This is a genomic window from Nitratireductor sp. StC3, assembly GCF_003015025.1.
GTDB lineage: Bacteria > Pseudomonadota > Alphaproteobacteria > Rhizobiales > Rhizobiaceae > Mangrovimarina > Mangrovimarina alexandrii.
On sequence record NZ_PYBP01000001.1, the window covers coordinates 703,413 to 726,513 of the forward strand.

The 23,101-nt window shown below is 64.5% G+C and carries 21 protein-coding genes; 5 read left to right on the plus strand and 16 right to left on the minus strand.

Features of this window, described 5'->3' with window-relative positions; all coding sequences use genetic code 11:
* Nucleotides 1–24: 24 nt before the first annotated feature.
* The 4 genes from C7T96_RS03505 to C7T96_RS03520 all read right to left on the minus strand — a co-directional run bounded on the left by C7T96_RS03505 (nt 25) and on the right by C7T96_RS03520 (nt 5,129).
* On the minus strand, nt 25–1,194 hold the full coding sequence (locus C7T96_RS03505; protein ID WP_106569745.1) for an ABC transporter substrate-binding protein: 1,170 nt from the start codon (nt 1,192–1,194) through the stop codon (nt 25–27).
* Nucleotides 1,195–1,301: 107 nt separating this feature from the next.
* Nucleotides 1,302–1,850, minus strand: a complete 549-nt coding sequence (locus tag C7T96_RS03510; RefSeq protein WP_106569746.1) for a 3-hydroxyanthranilate 3,4-dioxygenase — start codon at nt 1,848–1,850, stop codon at nt 1,302–1,304.
* Between the two features lie 46 nt (nt 1,851–1,896).
* On the minus strand, nt 1,897–2,850 hold the full coding sequence (locus C7T96_RS03515; protein WP_106569747.1) for a dihydrodipicolinate synthase family protein: 954 nt from the start codon (nt 2,848–2,850) through the stop codon (nt 1,897–1,899).
* Complete coding sequence (locus C7T96_RS03520; protein ID WP_245414046.1) at nt 2,847–5,129, minus strand: xanthine dehydrogenase family protein molybdopterin-binding subunit; 2,283 nt, start codon at nt 5,127–5,129, stop codon at nt 2,847–2,849. Before C7T96_RS03520 ends, C7T96_RS03515 begins: the two co-directional genes overlap by 4 nt.
* A gap of 117 nt (nt 5,130–5,246) precedes the next feature.
* On the opposite strand from C7T96_RS03520, the gene C7T96_RS03525 reads away from it, so the two are divergent.
* Entirely contained in the window at nt 5,247–6,158 is a 912-nt protein-coding gene (locus C7T96_RS03525) for a LysR family transcriptional regulator (RefSeq protein ID WP_106569748.1), read from the plus strand.
* 6 nt (nt 6,159–6,164) lie between these two features.
* Here C7T96_RS03525 and C7T96_RS03530 read toward each other — a convergent pair whose 3' ends face one another.
* From C7T96_RS03530 to C7T96_RS03540, 3 genes are read right to left on the minus strand one after another with little or no spacing between them, the layout of a single operon-like run.
* Nucleotides 6,165–7,073 (minus strand): alpha/beta hydrolase, encoded by a 909-nt coding sequence (locus C7T96_RS03530; protein ID WP_106569749.1) that lies wholly within the window; start codon nt 7,071–7,073, stop codon nt 6,165–6,167.
* Nucleotides 7,070–7,858 carry an alpha/beta hydrolase gene (locus tag C7T96_RS03535; RefSeq protein WP_106569750.1) on the minus strand — a complete coding sequence of 263 codons (789 nt, stop codon included), beginning with the start codon at nt 7,856–7,858 and terminating at the stop codon, nt 7,070–7,072. Before C7T96_RS03535 ends, C7T96_RS03530 begins: the two co-directional genes overlap by 4 nt.
* A gap of 59 nt (nt 7,859–7,917) precedes the next feature.
* A complete protein-coding gene (locus C7T96_RS03540) occupies nt 7,918–9,075 on the minus strand; it encodes an NAD(P)/FAD-dependent oxidoreductase (RefSeq protein WP_106569751.1) in 1,158 nt (385 codons plus the stop codon).
* Nucleotides 9,076–9,265: 190 nt separating this feature from the next.
* Between C7T96_RS03540 and C7T96_RS03545 the strand changes: the two genes are divergently transcribed.
* Complete coding sequence (locus C7T96_RS03545) at nt 9,266–10,210, plus strand: LysR family transcriptional regulator (RefSeq protein ID WP_106569752.1); 945 nt, start codon at nt 9,266–9,268, stop codon at nt 10,208–10,210.
* Between the two features lie 175 nt (nt 10,211–10,385).
* Nucleotides 10,386–11,567 (plus strand): ABC transporter substrate-binding protein, encoded by a 1,182-nt coding sequence (locus C7T96_RS03550; protein ID WP_106569753.1) that lies wholly within the window; start codon nt 10,386–10,388, stop codon nt 11,565–11,567.
* Between the two features lie 211 nt (nt 11,568–11,778).
* Here C7T96_RS03550 and C7T96_RS03555 read toward each other — a convergent pair whose 3' ends face one another.
* The 7 genes from C7T96_RS03555 to C7T96_RS03585 form a co-directional block, all read right to left on the minus strand.
* Nucleotides 11,779–12,861, minus strand: a complete 1,083-nt coding sequence (locus tag C7T96_RS03555; protein ID WP_106569754.1) for an NAD/NADP octopine/nopaline dehydrogenase family protein — start codon at nt 12,859–12,861, stop codon at nt 11,779–11,781.
* Nucleotides 12,862–12,885: 24 nt separating this feature from the next.
* On the minus strand, nt 12,886–13,968 hold the full coding sequence (locus tag C7T96_RS03560) for a hypothetical protein (protein ID WP_106569755.1): 1,083 nt from the start codon (nt 13,966–13,968) through the stop codon (nt 12,886–12,888).
* 16 nt (nt 13,969–13,984) lie between these two features.
* A complete protein-coding gene (locus C7T96_RS03565; RefSeq protein WP_106569756.1) occupies nt 13,985–15,121 on the minus strand; it encodes a Xaa-Pro peptidase family protein in 1,137 nt (378 codons plus the stop codon).
* 11 nt (nt 15,122–15,132) lie between these two features.
* Entirely contained in the window at nt 15,133–16,293 is a 1,161-nt protein-coding gene (locus C7T96_RS03570) for an enolase C-terminal domain-like protein (RefSeq protein WP_106569757.1), read from the minus strand.
* Nucleotides 16,294–16,388: 95 nt separating this feature from the next.
* The gene (locus C7T96_RS03575; RefSeq protein ID WP_245414047.1) at nt 16,389–17,873 is read right to left on the minus strand and encodes a tripartite tricarboxylate transporter permease; all 1,485 of its coding nucleotides are present in this window, start codon (nt 17,871–17,873) and stop codon (nt 16,389–16,391) included.
* A 7-nt stretch (nt 17,874–17,880) separates the two neighbouring features.
* Nucleotides 17,881–18,447 carry a tripartite tricarboxylate transporter TctB family protein gene (locus tag C7T96_RS03580; protein WP_106569758.1) on the minus strand — a complete coding sequence of 189 codons (567 nt, stop codon included), beginning with the start codon at nt 18,445–18,447 and terminating at the stop codon, nt 17,881–17,883.
* Entirely contained in the window at nt 18,444–19,415 is a 972-nt protein-coding gene (locus tag C7T96_RS03585; RefSeq protein ID WP_158264297.1) for a tripartite tricarboxylate transporter substrate binding protein, read from the minus strand. Before C7T96_RS03585 ends, C7T96_RS03580 begins: the two co-directional genes overlap by 4 nt.
* 272 nt (nt 19,416–19,687) lie before the next feature.
* Between C7T96_RS03585 and C7T96_RS03590 the strand changes: the two genes are divergently transcribed.
* Nucleotides 19,688–20,359: an aspartate/glutamate racemase family protein gene (locus C7T96_RS03590; RefSeq protein WP_106569760.1), complete on the plus strand. Its 672-nt coding sequence runs from the start codon at nt 19,688–19,690 to the stop codon at nt 20,357–20,359.
* Between the two features lie 64 nt (nt 20,360–20,423).
* On the opposite strand, the gene C7T96_RS03595 is transcribed toward C7T96_RS03590, so the two are convergent.
* Both C7T96_RS03595 and C7T96_RS03600 read right to left on the minus strand, forming a co-directional pair.
* Nucleotides 20,424–20,774: a RidA family protein gene (locus C7T96_RS03595; RefSeq protein WP_106569761.1), complete on the minus strand. Its 351-nt coding sequence runs from the start codon at nt 20,772–20,774 to the stop codon at nt 20,424–20,426.
* A complete protein-coding gene (locus tag C7T96_RS03600; protein WP_106569762.1) occupies nt 20,767–21,945 on the minus strand; it encodes an alpha-hydroxy acid oxidase in 1,179 nt (392 codons plus the stop codon). The genes C7T96_RS03595 and C7T96_RS03600 overlap by 8 nt, the downstream gene beginning before the upstream one ends.
* Before the next feature lie 182 nt (nt 21,946–22,127).
* Between C7T96_RS03600 and C7T96_RS03605 the strand changes: the two genes are divergently transcribed.
* Nucleotides 22,128–22,868, plus strand: a complete 741-nt coding sequence (locus tag C7T96_RS03605) for a GntR family transcriptional regulator (protein WP_127597351.1) — start codon at nt 22,128–22,130, stop codon at nt 22,866–22,868.
* Nucleotides 22,869–23,101 lie beyond the last annotated feature (233 nt).

The window sequence follows — 23,101 nt, forward strand, 5'->3', positions numbered from 1 at the left end:
TGCGCGCGAGGCGGCGGCGGCGCATCACAGCGCGCATTCGGCACCATAGGCGTCGCTGTGGTCTTCCAGGATACGCTCGCCGGTCTTCAAGACCGGCTTGCCGTCCTCGCCGGCAATGACCTTGAGCGCGTACCAGTCCTGCACAGGGTGCTGGTTGGGACCAAAGGCGAACTTGCCGCGCACGGACTGGAAATCGGCTTTGCGCAGCGCGTCGCGGAACGCGCCGATATCCGCCAAATCACCGCCCGTGGCCTCAAGCGCGGAGGCAATGGCGCGCGCGGCGTCATAACCCTGGCTGGCATAATAGGTCAGCGGACGATCGTAAGCCTCTTGCCAGGCGGCAACAAAAGCCTTGTTGGCCTCGTTGTCGAAGTCGGAGTTCCAGTGGCTCGACACGTTGATGCCAATCGCGGCCTCGCCGACCGCGTTCAGGATGACGCCGTCCATGGACGGTTCGGCCACCACCATCGGCACGACATCGAGCAGGCCGGCCTGCTGGTACTGGCGCATGAAGGTGATGCCCAGCCCACCGGGATGGAACTGAAACACGACTTCCGGCTTCGCGTCGCGGATCTGCGCCATCTCGGCGGCGAAATCGGTCTGGTCGAGGCGGGTATAGACCTCGCCGACGATCTCACCCTTGAAGAAACGCTTGAAGCCGGCGATTGCGTCCTTGCCGGCCTGGTAATTGGGCGCCAGCACGAAGGCGCTCTTGTAACCGAGATTGGTGGCGTTCTGACCGGCACTTTCGTGCAGGCTGTCATTCTGCCAGGAGACGACGAAATAATTCTCGTGGCATTCCCTGCCGGCCATGTTGGACGGGGCGGCGTTAGGGCTGACGTAAATCGCGCCGCCGTCGACGATATCGGGCACTGTGGCGCCGGCGACGTTGGAGAACACGATGCCAGTGAACAATTTTACGCCTTCATTGTTGAGAAAACGGTCAGCGATCTGGCGGCCATTACCGGGCTTCAGCCCGTCATCTTCGACCATCAGCGCCACCGGCACGCCGCCGAGCTTGCCGCCTTCGGCGTCGATGGCGAGTTGGAACCCATCACGGATATCCTGACCGAGATAGCCGGCGGGACCGGACAGCGTGGTGATCATGCCAACCTTGACGGGCTCCTGCGCCCAGGCCGTCGCGGCCATGGCCGCAGATGTCGCAGCGGCGAGCAACACGGTTTTCATTTTCATGCTGAACTCTCCCATTGATATATTTGTTATTGCAGCGCTATTGAAAATTCGTCCGGCGACGCGCCTCTGTCGCACCGCCGGCCTCCGGGCAATAGCCATCGCGCAGATCAGAGCGTGACCCAGCCCTCCGGTGGTACTTTTCCGGGATGCACGGTGCCGCAATTCGGGCAGGTGCGGACCTTCTCGTCGGCGTAAAAGGCCTGATAGATCGGCGGCAGGTCGCGCACGATGCTTTTCAGCGACACTTCGACCCGCTTGACCAGCGCCTGGCACTCGAAACAGTACCATTCGAATGCGTCGAGCTGGTCGGGCTGGCGCTTCGGCTCGACGACGAGGCCGATCGAGCCTTCCTGCGGCCGCTGCGGCGAATGGCGCACATGCGGCGGCAGGAGGAAGATGTCGCCCTCGCGGATCGGCACGTCGTAGAAATCGCCGTTGTCGACCAGTTTCAGAACCATATCGCCCTTGAGCTGATAGAAAAATTCCTCGACCGGGTCGTCGTGATAGTCGGTGCGCTTGTTGGGACCGCCAACGACGGTGACCATCATGTCCGCGTCCTCCCAGATCTGCTGATTGCCGACCGGCGGTTTCAGCAAATGCTGGTGTTCATCTATCCATTTGGAAAAGCTGAACGCCGAAAGCCGTCTTTGCGTCATGTCATCCTCCTTCGCCTGATCGTCTGTCCATCGGCCCCGCAAGCTGCTAGAGCCTTAGGCCGCACGCCTCGAACGCTGCGCGCGTGGCCGCTTTTTCCTCTTGCGTCAGTTCCAGCAGCGGTGGGCGCACGGCGCCGCCGGCCTGGCCGAGCAGGTCCTGCCAATATTTCTGATGGGCATGCGGTTTTTCGGCCGGCCGGGTTTCGCGCAATGCGTTGCGAACCGGATCGAGACTGTCGCGCACGGCACGCGCCTGCTCGGCCTCGCCGGCGAAGGCGAGATCGGTATAGTCGCGCATGCGCCGGTCGGCCTTGGTCTGGATCAGGTAGGGCGGCGAAGAACACAGATAAAGCCGCCAGCCAAGTTCCAGCACATTGTCCAGCCACTCCTCCTCCGAGGCGGTGGAAACCTGGATACGGTCGCCGGCGAGCCGCGTCAGCTCGGCATACATCGGCCGCGGCACCGAATATTTGATCGCCACCACCGTCTCGATATCGGCAAGCCGGTTGCAAAGCTGCGGGCTCATCAGATAGCCGCTGTCGGGGTGGCTCCACAGCGCGATGCCGATATCGACCTTGTCGGCGATGGCGCTGTAATAGTTGAGCAGCGTTTCGTCCTGCTGCTTGAAGAAATGCAGGATCGGCGCATGGACGACGATGTAGTCCGCGCCCGCCTTCTGGGCGTGGCGGGCGAGGTCGATGACAACGTCCATGTTCTGGTCCGAACACGACATGATCGTCTGGGCCCGTCCGGCGCAAGCCTCGACCGCGAGATCGAAGCAGCGCTTGCGTTCGTCGAGCGACATGGAAAAGAACTCGCCCTGCTTGCCGGCGATGAAAAAGCCGTCAATGCCGAGATCCTCGATCCAGTGATCGATATTGGCGCGAAACCCGTCCTCGTCCAGGGCGAGCGAGGGCGTGAACGGCATCAGCGCGGCGGCCCAGATGCCGGTCATATGCGTCTTGGCGTGGGTTTTGGCGTCTTTTCTGGAATATTTCATTTTTGTTCCGATCGATCACGGCGCGTCTCGGCCTCGTGCAGGGCGCACCACAGTTTTTCGCTGGTGAACGGCATTTGCGGCAGCGCGGCGCCGCGAGCGGCGAGCGCGTCGCCGACAGCGTTGGCAATCGCGGCCGGAATGCCGATGCAGCCGGCCTCCCCGACGCCCTTGGCGCCGAGCGCGTTGACCGGCGAGGGCGTCTCCAGCTTGTCGATATCGACAAGCGGCATGTCGGTCGCCCGTGGCACGGCGTAGTCCATCAAGGAACCGGTGACCAACTGACCGTCCTCGTCGTAGACGATGCGTTCCATCATCGCCTCGCCGACCCCCTGGGCCATGCCGCCGACGAGCTGGCCGCGCACCAAAAGCGGATTGACGACGGTGCCGGCGTCGTCGACCCAGGCCAGTTTTTCGAACTCGAGCCTGCCACTTTCGGGATCGATGACGACCATGGCCAGGCAGCAGCCGCTGCTCCAGGCCTCGTTGTCGGCATGATAGATCACCTGGCTGGTCAGCACCGGCTCGGCCGGATCACCGGCTTCGCCGCCGACGTGGTGCGCGAAATCCCGCCAGCCAACCCCCTTGGACCCGGCGACCGACAAGCCTTCGGACGACAGAGCGACATCGGCGGCGGCACAGTTGAGGCGTTCGCCGCCAGCGTCGACGATTTGCGCACGCAACCCCTCGCAGGCCCGCAGCACGGCGCTGCCGCCGATGGCGGTGCTGCGGCTGGCGAGCGCACCGATGCCGCCCGGTAGGTCGGCGGTGTCGCCATGGCGCACCTCGATCCGGGCCGGGTCCAGGTCGAGCGCATCGGCGACGATCTGCGAAAAGGCGGTCTGGCGCCCCTGCCCCTGGGCACTGGCACCGGTGGCAACCTGAACCTTGCCGTCGCGGCACAGCGACACGCTGGCGCTTTCCCAGCCCTGTCCGCACGGCTCAACATAAAGCGCAAGCCCGAGGCCGACGACCTGACCCGACGCGCGGCGTCTCTCGCATGCCGCGCGAAGGGCCTGATAATCCGACAGGCGCGTCATGCGCTCGAGCAAGGCGGGATAGTCGCCGGAATCGAGCTTGTCGCCGGCCGGCATCGACCAGGGGAAATCGGCCGGGCCGATCAGATTGCGGCGACGGATCTCGAGCGGATCGATCGACAGGCGTCGCGCCGCCTCGTCCATCAACCGCTCCATCAGCATCGCCGCCTCCGGCCGGCCGGCGCCGCGATAGATGCCGACCCCGGCATGATTGCCGTCTGAGGCCTTCAGACTGACGGCTACGGCATCGAGCCTGTAGGGTCCGGGCAGGATGCGCCCCGCATTGCGAACGGGAATGGCCGCGCTGTAGGGCATCCAGTGGCCGAGCGGAAAGGCAAGCCTGGCCTTCAGACCGAGCAGCCTGCCATCGGCGTCGAGCGCCAGCGCGCCTTCTGTGCGCGCGCCGCGGCCGTGGGTGGCCGCGATCAGATCCTCACCGCGCGTGGCGCACCATTTGACAGGCCGCGCCAGTTTACGCGCGGCCCAGGCGACCATCAGATCCTCGGGATAGATCGAGGATTTGCCGCCGAACGCCCCGCCGACATCAGGCGCGATCACCCGCACCTGCGCCATCGACAAGCCGAGAACGCGCGCCAGGTCCTCGCGCGCCCGGTAGGGCGACTGGGTCGAGAGCCAAGCCGTGAGCGCGCCATCGTTCCAGTCGGCGAGCGCGGCGCGCGGTTCGAGCGCGCTCGGCGCGACGAGCGCATGCTCGACGGTCGCTTCCACCACCAGCGCCGCACGCGAAAACGCATCCTTGACATCGCCCAGCGTCCAGTCGGCGGCGACCCGCTCGGCGCCCTGACGCGGCGGCGTTATCGCGAGCGGCTCGACGTCGAAGGCAACCAGCGCTGCGGCGTCGCGCGCGGCGGCCCGGGAGGTCGCGACCACTGCGGCGACGGCCTGGCCGGCCGCCTCGACCGCCTCGCCGGCAAGCAGGCGAAGCGGGCGCGGGCTCATGCCCGGGACGACGATATTGACGGCGCTCTGACCAAGTTTGCCGAGATCGGCAGCCGAAAACACGGCAACCACGCCCTCGGCGGCACGCGCTTCTTCCAACGCGAGCGGGCCGAGCCGGCCATGCGGATAGGGACTGCGGACGAATTCCAGATGCAGGCACCCGTCGGGCAGGTGATCGTCGACATAAGCGCCCGCGCCGGTGACGAGACGGCGATCCTCGACCCGCGCCAAGCTCCGGCCGAGCCAGCGCGGCCGTGCCTGACCGATATCGCCGCGTGCGTTCAAGATCGTCTCTCCTCGACATCCCAGAACGGTTGTCGGGATCAGCAAACACCCGGGCTATCTATATGGCAATCTTGATTTATCGTATTAATTGATCGGAACTTCGTATATATAAACCGGATGAAAGTGACCGTCAGACAAATCGAGAGTTTTCTGGGCGTGGCCGAGGCCGGTAATTTCTCCCGTGCCTCGCGTCGTCTGAGCGTCGCGCAACCGGCGCTTTCGCAGGCGGTCAAGGATCTCGAAGCCGAGCTCGGCGTCAGGCTTTTCGACCGCACGACGCGGCGTGTCGAACTGACTGAGGCCGGACGGGAGTTCCGCAGTTCAGCCGGCAAGGCGCTGGAGGACCTGCAGCTTGCCGTTAGCCGCACCCGCGACCTCGCCGAACGGCGACGCGGGCGCATTCGGGTCGCCGCACCGCCGCTGCTGGCGGCCGTGGTCCTGCCCTACGCGATCGCCGCCTTCCGCGAACGCCATCCCGGCATCACCGTGGAACTGGTGGATGTCGGCACCGAACAGATCGTCGAGGCAGTGGTGTCGGGCCGCGCCGATTGCGGCCTCGGGACCTTTCCGCCCGGCGAGGACGGCATCGAGCGGGTGACGCTGATGCGCGATACGTTGATGCTGTTTTGTGGCTATCAGAGCCCGTTCTACGCGGCCACGACCGTGCGCTGGCACGAACTCGGCGGCCATCCCCTGATCACGCTGACCCGCGACAGCGGCATCCGGCTGCTGGTCGAGGTCGGTTTCGAGACCGTGCAACTGCCGATGAAACCCGCCTACGAGGTCACCCACATCACGACGGCGCTGGCGCTGGCGGAGGCCGGGCTCGGGATTTCGGTGCTGCCGACCTACGCGCTGGTAGCCGCCCGCCACCACAAGGTCGCCGGCAAGCTTCTGGTCGATCCCGGCATCGCGCGCGAGGTGGTGCTAATCCATGCCAGCGGCCGCTCGGTTTCGCCAGCCGTGTCGGCCTTCAGCACGGTCCTGCGCCGCTACGCGCAAAAACTCACCCCGCGCGAGACGAACTGAGCGCGTCTACCCCCCGGCGATCAGGTTGCGCAGGATATGCGACAACACGCTGTCATCGTCGGCGAGATCGAGCACGACGTCGAAATGGTTGCGATCCCGCACCTGCGTCAAGCTCGACGCAAACCCCGCCGCCTGCCACAACGCATGATAGGCGCGCGATTGACGGCCGAAGCCGTCCGGTTCGTCCGAGGCAAACGCAACGGCGATCGGACAACCCGTGGAGGGCAGATGCTCGGCCGGGCTGAGCGCGACGACGTCTTGCGGCGAAAGCCGGATCCATTCCTGCACAAAGGACCGGGCGATCGGCGCCAGGTGAAACAGGCCGCTGATCGGCAAGGCGCCTTTGACGACCTGCGGCGGCAAGGCGAGGCCCTCCTGCCAGCCATCGGCAAGAACGGCGCCGGTCAGATGTCCGCCGGCCGAACTGCCGCCGACAAATATCCGTTGCGGGTCGACGCCGAAATTCGCGCCGCGCCGCCACAGGAAGGCAACCGCCGCCCGTACCTCGCGCACGATCTCGGCCAGCGACACGGTCGGTGCCAGCCGGTAGTCGAGAACGGCGGTGGCGATGCCGTGGCGTCCCAGCATCGGCGCCATGAAGGCCGAATCCGCCTTGGACAGCGCCCGCCAGTACCCGCCATGGATGAACAGGAAGACCGGCCGCAATCGCTCGCCGGGCGCGGCTGCGCCGAAAATATCAAGCGCTTGGCCGCTCTCTTCGTCATAGACGAGGTCGAGCGCCATACCGGGCATGGCGCGCGCGGGCTCCGACAGAGCGCGATAGCGCTGCATTTCGTGCTCGAAACGCTCCGGCGAGACGCTCGCGCGGGCGTTGTAGTCACCATCGAGGCGCGCGCGCGGAAAACCGGCTTCCGCCCGCAGCGCCTCCAGGAGCGAGGCCGCCTGCCCGGTCATGCGAGAAAGGCGCGGACCGCGTCCGCGACGGCGCGCGGCTGCTCGAGAGTCGGGAAATGGGTCTTGCCCTCAAGCTTGTTGGGCACGAACCAGGGGTGGCTCGCCGCGAAATCGCGTTGTGCCTGCAGATAGTCCGCTTCGAAGGGCTGCGAGAAAATGTGCGTGATCGGACGGGTCTGCGCCAGGGCGTTCATCCGCAACATCGGATTGCCCCATTTGCGATAGGCTTTCGCGATCTCACGACCCGAGCGCGCCCACATCTCGTAGTCGAACCCCGCCATCTCGTTATTGACGTGGTCGACAATGTCCTGATTGTCAGTGTCGCCGATCCAGCGGTTGAAAAAATCCTTGCGACCGCTCTCCCAGTTCCGCCGATCCTGGATGTCGTCGATCATGGCAAAAAAGGACTCGTCCGGGCTGATCATGATCCAGTCGATCACCACGCTGCGCGGCACGCGTTCGGCGCCCATACGATCGGCGAACTCGATATTCGCCCATCCGCCATGCGACGTCGAAACGGGTACGACCCGCTCCAGGCCGAGCTTTTCGGCGAACGCGACGACGTCGGCGGCCTGCTCGTCGATGGTGAAGTCGCCGTCATAGGTCCGGTCCTCGCCATGGCCGCGCCAGTCGAAACGAATGACGCGATGGGTGCGCGCGAGTTCCGGGGCAAGGTGCTTGAACAGGCGGTGGTCTTGGCACCAACCCGAAAGAAGAAGAAGCGCCTCGCCCTCGCCCGTGTCGTCGTAGCTGAACGGATTAGCGCCAATTTCAATGGTCTTCATGTCGTTTTCCCCGGCAGATCCAGTGTGGCAATCGATCGCGCTTCTGCGGCGCGGCGCGCTCAGATCGCTTCAGCCGTGCCAGTCGGCACGTGCAAGGCCGTCTTCAAGCGCTGCATGGCGAGTTCGCGCGAACGGCCGGTAATGGTCAGCACTTGCGAGCGCAGCGCATCCGGCCAGTAATTCATGTCGCCCTGGCGCTCGGACTGTTCCTGGGTGTGCTCGGTCAGGGGACGTTCGCGCGCCTCCCAGGCCTCGAGCGCGGCGGGAATGTCTGGCGCATCGGCGACGGCGGCGGCCAGACCGATGCCGTTCATCAGCGCGCAGCCGCCGCCCTGGCCGAGATAAGGCGGCATGGCATGGGCACCGTCGCCCAGAACGGCGGCGCGGCCCTTGCTCCAGCGCTTGAGTTTCACCACCTCGAACGCGTCCCAGCGTCCAGAGTCGTCGAACCGCGCGACGAGGGAGGCCAGATGCGGAAAGGAGTCCGTCCAAAGCTCCCGGTCGGCGGGCACGGCCATCGCCGCCTCGTCATCCGAGGCACAACATAGCGCGACGTAGAGTTCGGTGGCGCTTGCAGGGGTGTAGAGGATGCGACGGCTGCCGGAGAAATGCTCGATATATTTGTCTCGGTCGGCCGAGGCCACGTCGCCGTCGGCGCGCGGGATCAGCATGCGGATCGCCCCGTAACCGAGATGCTTGCGATACATCAACAGGTCGAGCGAATCGCGCACGGCCGAGTTGATGCCGTCGGCGCCGACCACGAGATCGGCTGGGCGCTGGGTGCCGTCGGCCAGCAACAGCGTCCCGTCCGGCGCGGCCCCGACCGCCTCCGACGCGGTGCGGATTTCGACGCCGCCGGCGCGGCACACATTGATCAGCGAACGGGTCAGCGTTTCGCGCAGGATGGTGATCAGCCGCGCATTGCCGGGGCGGTTGATCGGGATCTCCTCCATGATCTTGTTGTCGTGGTCGCGGGTCTCGAACAGCGGCCCGACATGGGCATCGGCGGTCGCTTCGTCGTAAGCGCCGAGTGCCTTGAGCACCCTGAGACCATTGCTCCAGATGTAAATGCCCGCCCCGAAGGTGCGCAGGTCGGGAGCCCGCTCGTGAACCGTCACGTCCCATCCGCGCGCCGAAAGCGCAGCGGCGACGGTCAGTCCTCCAATTCCCGCGCCGGCGATCTCCGCCCGACGGCGACGGTCGTTGCCCTTGGCCATTGTCGATCGTCCATTCTGCGTGTCGGCGCCCCCAAAGCGGATGCGGTCCGCGTTCAGGCAGCATCGGGCACCTGGTTTGTTCCGTTCGGTGGGAAAACTTCCAGTTTCGTGCTATTCGCACAATTGAATTGTAGAGAATTTGATATGATTATTATGAATATCAAATGCCGACGACAGGGATCCGCGCGCCATGAAACTTCTCGCCAGCCGTCTCAAGATCCGCCATCTTCGCATGGTGGTGGCGATCGTCGACGAGGGCAATCTGGTCGGTGCCGCCAAGCGGCTCAACATGACGCAGTCGGCCGTGACCAAGGCGCTTCAGGAGCTTGAGGCGCTGACGGGATCAAAACTGTTCGACCGCACCAATCGCGGCGTCGTGGCTACGATCTTCGGCGAAACCCTAGCCGAGCACGCGCGCTTCATCATCACCCAGCTCACGCATGCCGAGGAGCATCTGGCCGACCTGCGCGACGGCACCGGCGGGCGCATCGCCATCGGCACGCTGCTGTCGGCTTCAGCCGAACTGCTGCCGGGCGCGATCGCGCGTCTGCGCCGAGAACGGCCCCGCATCGTGATACGCATCGTGGAAGGAACCGGCGACGTCCTGGTGCCGGCGCTGCGCAGCGGCGAGCTCGATCTGGTGGTCGGGCGCCTGTCGGAGCATCGCGAACGCCAGGACGTGATCCAGGAAACCTTGATGGACGACATGGCCTGCGTGGTCGCGCGCCGCGGCCATCCGCTCGCCGAGCGCGACAAGCTCGCCCTGACAGACCTGATCGGATGGGACTGGATTTTGCCGCCCCAGGAGACCAGCCTGCGCCGGCAGATCGACATCGCCTTTCGCCAGGAAGGGCTGGAGCCGCCGGCCCACGCTGTGGAATCGGTGTCGCTGCTGACCAATCGCGGCCTGCTGGTCAACGCCGACTATCTCGGCGTCCTGCCCGTCCAGGCGGCGCGGCGCGAGACGGCGTCCGGCGTCATGAGCATCCTGCCGGTGTCGCTCGGCGCTACCAGTCGCTCGATCGGCATCACCACACGGGCCAATGCGCGTCTGTCACCGGCCGCCAAGGAACTGATCGAAACGCTGCGTCTCGTGGCCGCCGACCTGACGACGGCCGGATTGCAGTCGGGTTGACGGATCGGCAATTCGGCAAGATCAATTATTCTTTCAAGTTATACCCAACTGAGCAATTTTCCCTTTACGGCCACCCCGTTTGCGCCAAGCCTTCCGAACGAAGCCGCCGGGAGGCCGCATCGAACGGCCCTGCCCGAAACGGCAGCGGACCTTGTGTTCACGTGGGGAGCAATCAATGACCTTCAAAGCCCTTGCCGTTGCGACGGCATTTACTCTAGCAGCGCTGGGTGGCGCCCAAGCCGCCGATCCGATCCGGATCGGTATGATCACCACCTTGTCCGGCCCGGCGGGTTATCTCGGCCAGGACATCCGCGACGGTTTCGAACTGGCGATCGAGACGAATGGCGGCACGCTCGGCGGCGCAGCGGTGGAACTCGTCGTCGAAGATGACGGGCTCAAGCCCGGCAATGCGCGCCAGATTGCCGAAAAGCTGCTTGCCGACGACGTCAAGCTGTTTACCGGCATCGTGTTCGCCAATGTGGCCTTCGCCGCGGTTCCGGAAATCCTGGACAACGGCGCCGTTTATGTCAGCCCGAATACGGCCTCTTCCACCTTCGCCGGCGATGAATGCCATCCGAACTACTTCGTCAGTTCCTGGCAGGACGACAGTCAGGGCGAAAGCGCCGGCGCCCTGGCGCAGTCGCTCGGTTACAAGAAAGCGTTTCTGATCGCGCCGAACTACCAGGCCGGCAAGGAGACGATGGTCGCCTTCAAGCGGTTCTATAAGGGCGAGATCGTCGGCGAGATCTATACCGGGCTCGACCAGACGGACTTCGCCGCCGAGATGGCGCAGATCCGGGCCGCCAAGCCGGACGTGGTCTACGAGTTCGAACCCGGCGGGCTCGGCATCGCCTTCATGCGCCAATACCAGCAGGCGGGCCTGCTCAAGGAAATCCCGATGGTCGTCCATCCCGCGTCGCTCGACCACGTCATCGTCGGCGCCGTCGGCGAGGCCGCCGAGGGCCTGCAGGTGACCAGCCACTGGAACGACGATTTCGACAATCCGATCAACAAGGCCTTCATGGCCGCCTGGCGGGAAAAATACGGCGACCGACCCGCGACCTATTACGCCGCCCAGGGCTATGACGCAGCCCTTTTGATCGCGGCCGGGCTCGAAGGCAGCGCTTCGGGCGTCGACGACGTGGCCGCGTTCCGCACCGCGCTGCTTGGCGCCGACATTCCCTCGGTGCGCGGGTCCTTCGAATTCGGTCCCAACCAGCACCCGGTGCAGGACTGGTACGCGCTGAAGGCGGTCAAGACCGAAGACGGCAAGATGACGCTGAAGACGGACAGCAAGGTGCTGAGCGGACATGGCGACAGCTACGCCGGTGAATGCGAGATGCCGGCCGCCGAATAGGGCTTGCCGCGCCCGGCGCACATGTGCGTGCAAAAGACGGGAAGGCCGGAGCGGAAACGCCCCGGCCTTCTTTCGTGCGCTGGCTCAAGAGACAAATCACGATGGACGACCAGCCGGCAGTCCTTGTGGGAAACGTCCTACCTCGATGCCGGCAAGGCCTGAACGACCGGCTTTTCCTTGCCCAGTTTCCGGCCGCAAATGCCACGGCGTATCAGGTTGAGGCAACTCCGACGCGGGCGAGAAGCGCATCGCGCGAACAGCCGACGAGCCCCATCTCGGCCGCGCCCCGTGTCGCGACCTCGCCCCTGCCCCGCGCAATCGTACATAGCGCGATCAAGGCATCGGCTACCGGCGTCGCCACACCGGCGATCTGCGCGATGACCGTGAAGGGAACGAGTCCGTGCCCGAAATCCTCGACATAATAGCGGTGATCGAGCGTGTCGGGGGCCTTGATCAACCGGTTGGCGGCGCCTGCAGCGATCGCACGATAATCGTCGGGATCGGCGTCGGCAGGAACCGTGCCCAGCGCCCGCATTTCGCCGATGACGGTGGGAAGTACATGCCCGAAGGCGGCCGCGACCGCGATCCGCTCCGCATCCAGCGCGCGCATCACATGCATGACGCCGGGCGTCATGCCCTCGACGTAGAAGGTGAAGTCGCCGCCAGTCGCCTCGCTCCAGGACGCACCGAGCATCGCACCTGGCGGATGGACGATCATGTTGACGTTGCTCAAACCGGTCGCAATGACGTCGCCACTGTCGTAGGCGCCGGGAAAAAGCACGCAGGCCAGGTCAAGGGCAGCGCGGCCAGACGGAAGCGAGGCTGCGCGCAACGCCTTTGCGCGGCCGGTGATATTCACGACATCCGGCCGTGGTTTGCGCGCGACATAAGCAAGCGTGGAGAACTCGGCGAGCGGCGGAAGCTCGCCGCGAACGGCGCGGTAAGCCGTCTCGAACTCGAACACGCCGCCTGTATGGCCGGGATTGAGGATTATCGGACGCGTGGCGCCCCAGCCCGCCTCGGCGAGCGCGCGGGCGACCGCACCGTGCGCGTATACGGGCAATGCCACGACCGCCGCCTCGACATCGGCGATCGCCATGGCAAGGTCGCTGGTCAGGCCGGACGGACGCAGCCGCCCCTCGCCAAGCAGCCCCTCAAAGCCTATTCCCTCGCTTGCGAACGGATCGAGCGTGGAAGCCGAGCGGGCATAAAGGCAGACCTCATGTCCCGCCAGACTCAGTTCGACAGCGGCGGCGGCACCGCCATTTCCCGCGCCGATCACCAGAATGCGCATAGTTCTCTCCTGCTTGCCGGCGCCTCAGCCGCCCAGCCGCCGACGCAGACGCGAAAGCGCTTCAGCCGCTGCCTCGACATCATCGACCGCGAACCCCTCGGCGATCTCGGCGCTATAAGGCCGGATCATCTCCGCGGCCTTTTGCGAATAGATCACGCGACCGTCGCGAACGCTGACGCCGTCCTTGTCCTCGAATTGCAGGTTCCAGGCGACCGCCGCGTCGCGGCTGATGCCTGAGGGCAGGTCAAGCCGGACGCCGCCGGCGTCGACGGCGACCGGGTAGCCACCCGGCAACCCCATCGGACCCGGGACATGCGCGCGGCGCGCGCCCTCGCCCGCCAATGCCAGCAGCACCGGTACCGAGCTCGCCGCCGAGACCAGGTTGAGATCGCGATAGGGCAGCTGGATGTCACGTGTCATGGCGTCGACATCCTCGATCTCGGCGTCGCCGATCCAGGCGCGAACCGGCGCGCCGTCGCGCTGGCCGGGCGGCTTACGCCACTCGACAACGTGGCGATGATGGCCAAGGACCCGAAGCGCGGGACGCTCGGCAAGCGGCAGACGCCCGCCGATCATGGCCGAAAAGATGCCGATATTGCCCACGCCCGTGGCCATCGGCATCCCGGCCGCGGCGAGCACTTGGTTGACGCCGTCGGGATAGCAGGTATTGACGAAATGCGCATTAAGGCCGGCCTGCCTGAGCGCGCCCGCGGTGCGCCACGCCAACAGCGCGTGAAAGGCAATCGTCATGCCGAAACCGGCGCGGGCGACGAGGTCGGACCATTCGCTTTCGCCGTTGTCGACACTCCAAGGCGATTGCGCGGAGGCCGACTGGACGACCACTTTGGGATCAAGCCTACGCAGCGGCTCGACCAACGTGTCGCGCGCGGTCGCGTCAAGTTGCACGCTATCGAAGGTGACGGACGTGCCGTAAATGGCCGCCCGTGCACGACAGGCGTCGAGCAGCCATTTCATGCGGGCTGGATTGCGCCCGCCGATCGCCACCCGCAGGTCGCTCGCCGCCGTCGCGGCAATGTCGGCCAACATGATTTCGGTGAAATAGCCGGTCCCACAAAACAGGATGTCGCAGCGCTGGTGCCGCTCCATGGTCGCTTCCTCCAGATTAGCCGATACGGATCAGCGTGTCGGTGTTTGTGTAATCGGACAAAAGCGTCGCGCCATCACCCGTCACATGCAGCACGTCCTTGTTCTGAACGCCGAAACCGTATCCCGTGCGGTAGCACAGCGGCTCGAAGCCCAGCACCATGTCCTGTTCGATCCGGGCATCGCCGCCCGGAGCGCCCAGGATCGGCGTCTCGCCGATGTAAGGGTCTTCATGAAGATGCAGACCGATGCCATGGCCGACGAAGGAGATCGGAGGCAGGTTCATGGTTTCCAGGCGCGCGATAAAATCGCGATACACATCGAGGCAGCTCGCGCCTGGCCGGATTTGGTCCAGGATCGCGTATTTGCACTCGACCATCAGCCGCCAGATATCTTCGGCCATCGGCGGGGCTTCCTGCACATAGGCGGTCCGGCATACGCCGGCCTGATAACCGCCGATGACAGAGAATATCTCGACCCGGCAGACGTCGCCGCGCTGAAGCTTGCGGGCCGTGGGGCCGACATTCGGAAGCTGGCTGCGCTCGCCGGTCGCCACGATCAACAGCTTGAAATTCTCAGCGCCGAGCTCGTAGATGCGCCGGGTCAGAACGGCGGCGATGTCGAGTTCCGTGTCACCGGCGCGCACGGCGGCTAGACTATCGGCGATCGCCTGGTCGGCGATGCGCGACAGACGCCGGATCAGCGTCACCTCCTCCGGGGTCTTGATCTGGCGCAGACGCGACAAATCCTTTTCCACCCCGACCAGGCGGGCGTGCGGCAAAAACCCGGCGAGACGGGCGAAATCGCCGGCGGGCAGATAGTCGAGTTCGAGCCCGAGACATGCCCTGGCGAGCCCCATACCCTTAAGGGTGGAGGCCAGCACCTGCATGGGGTCGTCACTGAACTCGCGCCAGACGCTGAGCGAGGTGTCGGGCGCCTCGCGCCTGACGGTCGTCTCTTCCATATCCACGCAGAACAGTCCCGGCGCGCCGCCGGCCGGCACGATAGCCATGGCATGGCGATGACGCATCAACGGCTGGGACGGGGCGACGAAACCGGCCACGTAACCGAAATTCTCCGGGGAACTGGTGATGACGGCATCAAGCGAGCGGTCTTTCATCAGACCCTGGAGCTTGTCAAGAATTGCCTGGCGCATGGGAACTGACCTCAGGAAGCGACGCGATAGGTTTCGATCTTGTTCTCGTCGATCTCGACGCCCATGCCGGGGCCGGTCGGCACGCGAATGCCGCCATCGGTGAATTCGAGCGGCGTGGCGATGAGGTCGTCAGCATAGTAGATGCCGCCGACACGACCGTTCTGATGTTCTGCCGGCATCGAAACCGGGATAACATTGGACAAAGTGGCGGCGGGCGCGGCGGCGGCGAGATGGATGTTGGCGAGATTGCCGACGCCGGTTTCCACCGACCCGTTGACGTTGCAGGCAATGCCCGCCGCCTCGCAGACCGCTGAAACCTTCATCGCCTGGTAGAGCCCACCGGGCTTGGTGGTGTAAATCGAAACGATCTGGGCGGCGCGCTGCTCGACGATCTGCAGCGCGTCATGCGCGTTCCAGGCGGATTCGTCGGCCATGACCGGCGCGTCGATGGCAGCGGCCACGGTTGCAAGGCGCTCGATCCCCATGACCGGCTGCTCGACATAGATCAACCGGCTCGCCTCCATGCGGCGCACGGTCTGGATCGCCTGACCTGGCGTGACATAGCCCTCGTTGGCGTCCACGCACAGCGCGATGTCCGGGCCGACGGCCGCACGGATCGCCTCCACGATCGCAACGTCGCGGTCGGGATCGACACCGACCTTGATCTTGATGGTGCGGATGCCGTCGGCGACCACCTTCTTGACCTCTGCCACCGCCTCATCGAGGCCCAAAAGACCGATCGAATGGGTTACGGGTACGACGGGCCGCAGCAGGCCGCCCAACAGCGCATGCACCGGAACGCCGAGCACCCGCCCGGTCAGGTCGTAATAGGCAAAGTCGAGCGCCGCTTTGGCATAGGGATACCCCTTGACCTGGGCATCCATGCGCCGGTGCAATTCGGCGGGATTGGCGATCGCCAAGCCGGTGACGGCCGGCGCCAGATAGCGCGAAATCACCGTCTCCACAATCGCCGTGCTCTCGCTGAAATAGCGGCCGAACTCGCCGCCCCAATCCCTGAGCGCAGGCGCCTCACCCCAGCCGACGGTGCCGTCGGTGCCGGTCATGCGCACCAAGAGATACTGGCCAATCGGCTCGGTGAGTCCGGTCCATTTGTGCACACGCCGGGTCGGCAGACGCACAAGCACCGTCTCGATTGCCGCGATCTCCACCATCGTTCAGCTCCATTCCAAATTTTGCAATCTCATAATGTGATCACATTTATAATGTCAACGTATCCGAACGAAAAAGCTCTTGTTTGTCAGGTATTTCATGTTGGGGTTAAGCGCTGCCGCAGAGCCGTGATCAGGGGAAAGGCGATGATCAGAACCGTCACAGCCAGCATCGCCGCGCAGATCGGACGGGTCAGAAACACACTCCAGTCCCCATAGACGATCATGGTCCGGCGCAGGTTCTCCTCCAGAACCGGTCCCAAAACGAGGCCGAACATGATCGGCGCGGTCGGGACACCGACCTTGGCGAGCAGGTAGCCGGCACCGCCGAAGAAGATCATCAGCAAAACGTCGAACAGCGCATTCTGGACCGCGTAGGATCCTGTCACGCACAGGATCAGGACCCCGACATGCAGGATACGCGGGGGAACGCTCAACAGCCGCGCGAAGACCCGCATCAGCGGCAGGGCGAGCAGGAAAGTCACCAGCACTGTGAGCGCCAGGGCGACATAGATTGAGGCGATGAAATCGGGATGTTCGACGAACAGATCCGGTCCCGGCCGCAGGCCATGGACGAGCAGCGCTCCGATCAGAACGGCGGTCATGGTATCGCCCGGAATGCCGAGCGTGATCAGGGGAATGAGCGCGCCGCCGACACAGGCGTTGTTGCCCGCCTCGGCCGCCACGATGCCGCGCGGATTGCCGTCCCCGAACGTCTCGTGCTTACCAAACAGCTTCTTTTCCTGGGCGTAGGAGATCGAGACCGCCACCGCCGACCCGGCGGCGGGAATGATCCCCACCAGAAGACCGATGGCGGAGGACCGGATCGCGGTCCCGAACCTGGCCGCAATCTGCCCGATGGATGGCCAGAGACTGACGATGCGGCTGGCGCTGCGATCGCTGTCGAGTGGCTTTTCCAGGAGCCGCAACACCTCGGCCAGACCGAAAATGCCGACCGCGAACGGAATGATGTTGATGCCGCCTTGCAGACGATGAATGCCGAAATCGAACCGCGACAGATTGGTCACCACGTCAAGGCCGACCATGCCAAGCGCCAGGCCGAGAATGCCTGACATAATGCCGAGATAGGTCGAGCCCGGCGACGCATAGGCCAGCATCGACAGGCCGAACACCATGATGACCGCATATTCCGGGCTCTGAAAGGCAAAGGCCGCCTCGGCGAGGATCGGCGCGAACAACATCAGGCCGACAATGCCGAACAGACCTCCGATCGTGGAAGCCATCAGCGCATAGGTGAGCGCCTGGCCCGCGTCGCCGCGGCGCGCCATCGGATAGCCGTCGAGCTGGGTGACCATCGAGCCCGGCGTTCCGGGAATGTTGAGCAAAATGGCCGAGATCGAACCGCCATAAACACTGCCGTAGAACGCACCGATCAGGAAGATCATCGCCACATGCGGCGACATGGAAAAGGAAAATGGCAGCAACACCGCCAGCGTCATGGTCGAACTGATGCCGGGCAGCGCGCCGAGGATGATACCGAGCAGCGTCGCGCAGACGCCGAGCCCGAGCAACCAGGGGCTGGTGAGAACCTCCAGCGCCAATGTCGAGAATTCTGTCAGCATGATGCTTTCATGGGAGCGGCACCTGGATGCCGTGGCGGAAAATCAGATAGACGCCGACAGCGAGCGCCACGCCCTCGGCCGGCAATTGCACGACATGGCGGGCGCAAAGCCCCTCGCCCGAACGCCAATGCAGGATCACGACCCAGACGATCCCGAAGGCGATGCTCGCCGACAGAAACCCGAACGGTCGCAACGCGGCCTGGTAGGCCACGAGCGAGAGCAGCATCAGCCACGGCATCCAAAGCCGAGCCGGCGAAAACCCGCCGTCGGCTGCACGGAAGCCGCCATGCACGAGAGCGCGGCGCAGCACGATCAGTATATGGCCGACGCCCCCGATCAGCAGGACGGTGAGCGCAATCCACGGCACGAAACCAGGTCCCGGATCGGAGCCGGTGCGTCCGAGTTCCAGATATTCGTTGTTAGCAAGGCTGGTCATGCCCACCAGCGCTATCCCGGCGAAGGCGCCCCCCGCAAGAAGCTCGGCAAGCGCCGGGCGACGCTCTTCGTCGCCGCCAGCAGCCTGGCCCGCTTTGTGCCGGCGCGCCGGTTTTCCGGTTGCGCCCGCCCGGCTCATTTCTGGCGGACTTTTACGAGGCCGGCCTCGAGCAGAACCGGATACATGTCCTCGTCCATCTTTTGCAGGAAGGCGGTCGCGTCGGCCGATCCCAGCGGCGCGATCGAAAAGCCGGCCGCGGTCGCCCGCTTCTTGAAGTCCTCTTCGCCGAGGGCCGCCATGATCGCGGCTTCCAGCTTCGCGACGACCTCGTCCGGCGTCTCGGCCGGGACGACGATGGCGCGGACCGTACCGGTCACCAGCGGGAAACCCGCTTCGGTGAACGTGGGAATGTCGGGGGCCAGAAAATGCCGCTCGGCACCGGCCACGGCCAGGATCGTCACCTCGCCGGCCTTGTGCTGGGCGATCAAATCGGTGACCGAGGGCGTGGCGGTCTGGGTCTCGCCGGACATGATGGCCTGCACCACCGGCGCCGACCCCTGATAGGGCACGAGGGTCAGGTCGATGCCGAGCGCGATTTCCATCAGCGAAGCCGCCACGAAGGCCGTACCGCCGGGTTGGTCGTTGGCATTGCGCAGCTTGCCCGGCTCCGCCTTGCCTTCGGCGACCAGTTGCTCGAGCGTCTTAATGCCGGTGTCCTTGCCGGCCGCGATGATCGCAGGATCGACGCCGATGAAGGCGACGACCTTGTATTGGTCCAGCGTCGGCGAATTGGGGTTGCCGTATTGCTCGGCAATGAAACCGGTAGCGACCATGCTCATCGTGTAGCCGTCGGGCGGGCTCTCGGCGACCTCGCGCAGGCCGAGCGAACCGCCGGCGCCCGGCTTGTTCACAACCACTACGGGCTGACCGAGCGACCCGGTCGCGCCTTCCGCGATCATGCGCATTAAAGTGTCGCTGCCGCCACCGGCCGGCCACGGCACGACAAGCGTAACGGGCTTGTCCGGGAACGCGGCGGCGGTGCCGACCCCGGCCAGCCCGAGCATGGCTACCGACAGGGCAAGCGCGGCAAATCTCTTCAGTTTCATCAGATCCTCTCCCATTTTGGCTATCTACTAGGAATAGCATTTCATGATTGCATTTTGTGATGACACTTTTCGATTTGCAAGAGCGAAAGTTGAGCGCGTGCGCTCGAATCGGCCGCGCCGCCTTGCGCGCCACCGGCTTGACGTTGCAATTTTTCCCATTAATGATCTCAATACGTGATCACAAAATCTGAATGCCGGTCGAGTGCCGGCGAGGAGTATTCATGCGCATATGTGACATCGTTCCGGTTCGTTCGCCAAAGGTCATTGCGGGAATGCGCAAGCAGCGGACAGTTTGGGAACGCACGGGCGTCGAGATCGAGGTTCGCGCGGTCGAGCAGGGCCCCTACTCGATGGAGTTCGCGACCGAAGAAGTGCTGGCCGGTCCGCACGTTCTCAAGGAAGTCCGCCGCGCCGAGCAGGACGGCTTCGACGCCGTCGTGCTCGACTGCATGGTCGATCCCGTTCTGCGAGCCGCCCGCGAGACGGTTTCGATCCCGGTCATGGCGCCGGGGCAATCAGGGCTGGCGGTGGCGAGCGTGCTCGGCAAGCGCATTTCGGTGATCGGGATGCGCAACGGCCGCCAGCATCTAGAAGAGCATATTCGCGCCTATGGCTATGCCGACACGGTCGTGTCTATGCACGCCGTCGACGTTCCACCGGCCGAACTGATCGAGAGCAAGGCACATTGCCTGCCTACGATCGAGTTCGAGATACGCCGAGCGATCGAGGACCACCGGGCCGAGGTGATCCTGTTCGGCTGCACGGCCATGTCCGGCTACATCAACGATCTGAAGACACGCGTTGGCGTGCCGATCGTCGAACCCATGGCCTGTGCGATCAATATGGCGATCGCCCTGGTGACCATGAGCCTGTCGCATTCCAAATTGTGCTACGAAAGCCTGCCCAAACGCAGCAGGGCACCGGGCAGCATCGACATTATCTGAAGCACCGTCCGGCAAGATACGAGGAATGGAGCGCACGGCTGGGCCCGCGCGCTCCATTTACCGATCACACGGCCGCCTGGACCTGCATCTCGACACGCAGCGCGGGGCTGGCGAGACTGGCCTGCACGCAAGCACGCACCGGTTGCCGCCCCTCGACGACCCAATCATCGTAAACGGCGTTCATCGCCTCGAAATCCGCGATATCGCTCAGCCAGATCATCACCTGGATGACGTTTTCTTTCGACGTGCCAGCCTCTGCCAGAAGCCGATCGATCTGACCCAGAACGTCGCGCGTCTGACCGGCGATGTCGGGCGGGCCGTTCCGCGACGTGACGCCCTTGAGATAGACGGTGCCGTTGTGCATGACCGCCGCACTCATGCGCGCGGTGCCGGGGATCCTGTGAAGTTCAGCCATCGTGTCGTTCTCCTTGCAGCGAGGTGGACGGGAGGCGCGCGACCGACGCGCGATCGAGTTCGCATAACGTTTTCCAGCCGCCGATCGTCATGGCGTTGCGCATTTCCTGTTCGAGAATGTCGAGAACCGCCTCGACCCCCCTCGCCCCTGCGACGGCCAGGCCCCACAGATGCGCCCGGCCGATGACGCAGGCATGGGCGCCGAGCGCCACCGCCTTGACGATGTCCGTGCCTCTGGAGATGCCGCCGTCGAGCAGCACCGGCACACGGCCGCCGACCGCCTCGACGACGGCCGGCAGGGCATCGATACTGGCAAGCGTGCCGTCGAGCTGGCGGCCGCCATGATTGGAAACCTGCACGGCGTCGGCACCGCGTTCAACCGCCTCACGCGCATCGCGCGGATCGAGAACGCCCTTGACGACGAGAGGCCCCTGCCATTGCTCGCGCAACCAGGAAAAATCGTCCCAGGTCACGTCCGGATCGAGTACGGAGGAGATATAGGCGGCCATGTCGACCATGTTGCCGGTCGAGCGACCGGCGAAATTCTGCATCGCAAAACGCGGCGCGCGCGCCATTCGCAGCCACCAACGATAATGCCACACGACGTCGATCAGGGTGGCCGGGGTCAGCTTGCGGTCAATGGAAAACCCGTTGCGGCTGTCGCGATCGCGCCGGCCGTGCACGGGCGCATCGGTCGTCACACAGATGGCGCGGTACCCGGCCGCGCGCGCGCGCTCGAGAAATTCCAGCGTCAGCCCGCGATCGCGATAGAGGAAAAGCTGGAGCCATTTATCACCGTCCGACGCGGCTTCGATGTCCTCCATGGATTGCAGGGAACCGGCCGAAACCTGCATGACGATCCCCTTGGCCGCCGCCGCCCGGGCCGCTTCGGCCTCGCCGAATGGCCACAGCAGGCCGGACGCGCCGGTGGGGGCGAGCATAAGCGGAAACGAAAGAGTGCTGCCGAAAAGATCGCGCCGCAACGACACCTGCGCACTGGAGCGAAAACTGCGTCCGCGCAGCCACCAGTCTCCGAAACCTGCCCGATTGCGGGAAACGGTCTGCTCATCGAGCGCACCGCCGGCGACAAAATCATAGAGCATACGCGGAAGAGCGCGCTCTGCGGCCGCCCGGTAGTCCATGACGTTGATGAGACCTTTGTGGACCACCATGCCAAGGCTCTCCTCACTATTTTCTTGCGGCCCGCCACCAGGATGGTGAACCTGCCACCGAAACTCGCCGCCTCGGTCGCCTGGGGGTTTTACCCGGCGAAGCCAAGCTGGTATAATGATCTCAAAGTGTCATCACAATAGCCGAAATGACAGATGGCCAAATTCGCTTTCAGGAGACAGGCATGACACGGACGACGCCGGCAGAAACGGACACGAAGACGGTCAAACCGTCAGGGCGCGGCAAGGTTCAGGACAGGGTTCTGACCAGCCTGCGCTACGGCCTGATGTCGGGTCTGTTCGTGCCCGGGCAGGTGTTCAGCCTGCGAAAGCTAGCCGCCAGCCTGGGAACGAGCCCCATGCCAATTCGCGAAAGCCTCAGCCGGCTGGTCGCCGCCAACGCGCTCGAGGAACTCCCGAACCGCTCGGTGCGGGTGCCGCGGCTGAATGCGACAAGCCTGTCACAACTGTTTGAGATGCGCACCCTGATCGAGGGCGTGGCGACGCGTGTCGCCTGCGAGAAGGTGACCGACGAGTTGCTGGAGAAACTGGAACGGCTCAACCAATCGATTATAGAGGCCCACGGCCAAGGCGACATGGCCGAGGTGCTGCGCGCCAACCAAAAATTCCACTTCGCCATCTACGGCCATGCCGATTCCGACATCATGATGCCGCTGATCGAATCGCTTTGGCTGCGCAGCGGCCCGACCATGTACTACTCCCTCAACTCGCCGGGTCTGTGGGACGCGAGCTCGCATGTGAAGATCCTCGACGCCATGGACGCCAGAGCGCCCGAGGAGGCGCGGGCGGCAATGGTCGAGGATATTCTCAAGACCGGCGACTACCTCGTCGAGAAGGCCAGCACACGAACCAATTCCGGCCCGTTCGCCGATCTCGGCACGCTCGCGGCCGACGACATGACCTGACGCGTCGGCCGGGCCGACAACGCGGCCAGCAAGGCCACGCGCCGGGTTTTTGACCCGCTTCCCACCGATCAGCAGATCGGCGAATGGCTGCGCTTATCCAAATAAAATAAATATAAAATCGATCAATTTTGCTCCATAGAAGCAAATCAACTTGTACTTAAAAAATATCCATTGAAAATAATGCATATAAAACGAACAAAAAATCAAATAACAACACCCCAAATCTCGATCCA

What these genes read in the sequence shown, in the direction of transcription:
- C7T96_RS03505 (WP_106569745.1), bottom strand. Translation starts at nt 1,194, where the DNA reads ATGAAAATGAAAACCGTGTTGCTCGCCGCTGCGACATCTGCGGCCATG.
- C7T96_RS03510 (WP_106569746.1), bottom strand. Translation starts at nt 1,850, where the DNA reads ATGACGCAAAGACGGCTTTCGGCGTTCAGCTTTTCCAAATGGATAGAT.
- C7T96_RS03515 (WP_106569747.1), bottom strand. Translation starts at nt 2,850, where the DNA reads ATGAAATATTCCAGAAAAGACGCCAAAACCCACGCCAAGACGCATATG.
- C7T96_RS03525 (WP_106569748.1), top strand. Translation starts at nt 5,247, where the DNA reads ATGAAAGTGACCGTCAGACAAATCGAGAGTTTTCTGGGCGTGGCCGAG.
- C7T96_RS03530 (WP_106569749.1), bottom strand. Translation starts at nt 7,073, where the DNA reads ATGACCGGGCAGGCGGCCTCGCTCCTGGAGGCGCTGCGGGCGGAAGCC.
- C7T96_RS03535 (WP_106569750.1), bottom strand. Translation starts at nt 7,858, where the DNA reads ATGAAGACCATTGAAATTGGCGCTAATCCGTTCAGCTACGACGACACG.
- C7T96_RS03540 (WP_106569751.1), bottom strand. Translation starts at nt 9,075, where the DNA reads ATGGCCAAGGGCAACGACCGTCGCCGTCGGGCGGAGATCGCCGGCGCG.
- C7T96_RS03545 (WP_106569752.1), top strand. Translation starts at nt 9,266, where the DNA reads ATGAAACTTCTCGCCAGCCGTCTCAAGATCCGCCATCTTCGCATGGTG.
- C7T96_RS03550 (WP_106569753.1), top strand. Translation starts at nt 10,386, where the DNA reads ATGACCTTCAAAGCCCTTGCCGTTGCGACGGCATTTACTCTAGCAGCG.
- C7T96_RS03555 (WP_106569754.1), bottom strand. Translation starts at nt 12,861, where the DNA reads ATGCGCATTCTGGTGATCGGCGCGGGAAATGGCGGTGCCGCCGCCGCT.
- C7T96_RS03560 (WP_106569755.1), bottom strand. Translation starts at nt 13,968, where the DNA reads ATGGAGCGGCACCAGCGCTGCGACATCCTGTTTTGTGGGACCGGCTAT.
- C7T96_RS03565 (WP_106569756.1), bottom strand. Translation starts at nt 15,121, where the DNA reads ATGCGCCAGGCAATTCTTGACAAGCTCCAGGGTCTGATGAAAGACCGC.
- C7T96_RS03570 (WP_106569757.1), bottom strand. Translation starts at nt 16,293, where the DNA reads ATGGTGGAGATCGCGGCAATCGAGACGGTGCTTGTGCGTCTGCCGACC.
- C7T96_RS03575 (WP_245414047.1), bottom strand. Translation starts at nt 17,873, where the DNA reads ATGCTGACAGAATTCTCGACATTGGCGCTGGAGGTTCTCACCAGCCCC.
- C7T96_RS03580 (WP_106569758.1), bottom strand. Translation starts at nt 18,447, where the DNA reads ATGAGCCGGGCGGGCGCAACCGGAAAACCGGCGCGCCGGCACAAAGCG.
- C7T96_RS03585 (WP_158264297.1), bottom strand. Translation starts at nt 19,415, where the DNA reads ATGAAACTGAAGAGATTTGCCGCGCTTGCCCTGTCGGTAGCCATGCTC.
- C7T96_RS03590 (WP_106569760.1), top strand. Translation starts at nt 19,688, where the DNA reads ATGCGCAAGCAGCGGACAGTTTGGGAACGCACGGGCGTCGAGATCGAG.
- C7T96_RS03595 (WP_106569761.1), bottom strand. Translation starts at nt 20,774, where the DNA reads ATGGCTGAACTTCACAGGATCCCCGGCACCGCGCGCATGAGTGCGGCG.
- C7T96_RS03600 (WP_106569762.1), bottom strand. Translation starts at nt 21,945, where the DNA reads ATGGTGGTCCACAAAGGTCTCATCAACGTCATGGACTACCGGGCGGCC.
- C7T96_RS03605 (WP_127597351.1), top strand. Translation starts at nt 22,128, where the DNA reads ATGACACGGACGACGCCGGCAGAAACGGACACGAAGACGGTCAAACCG.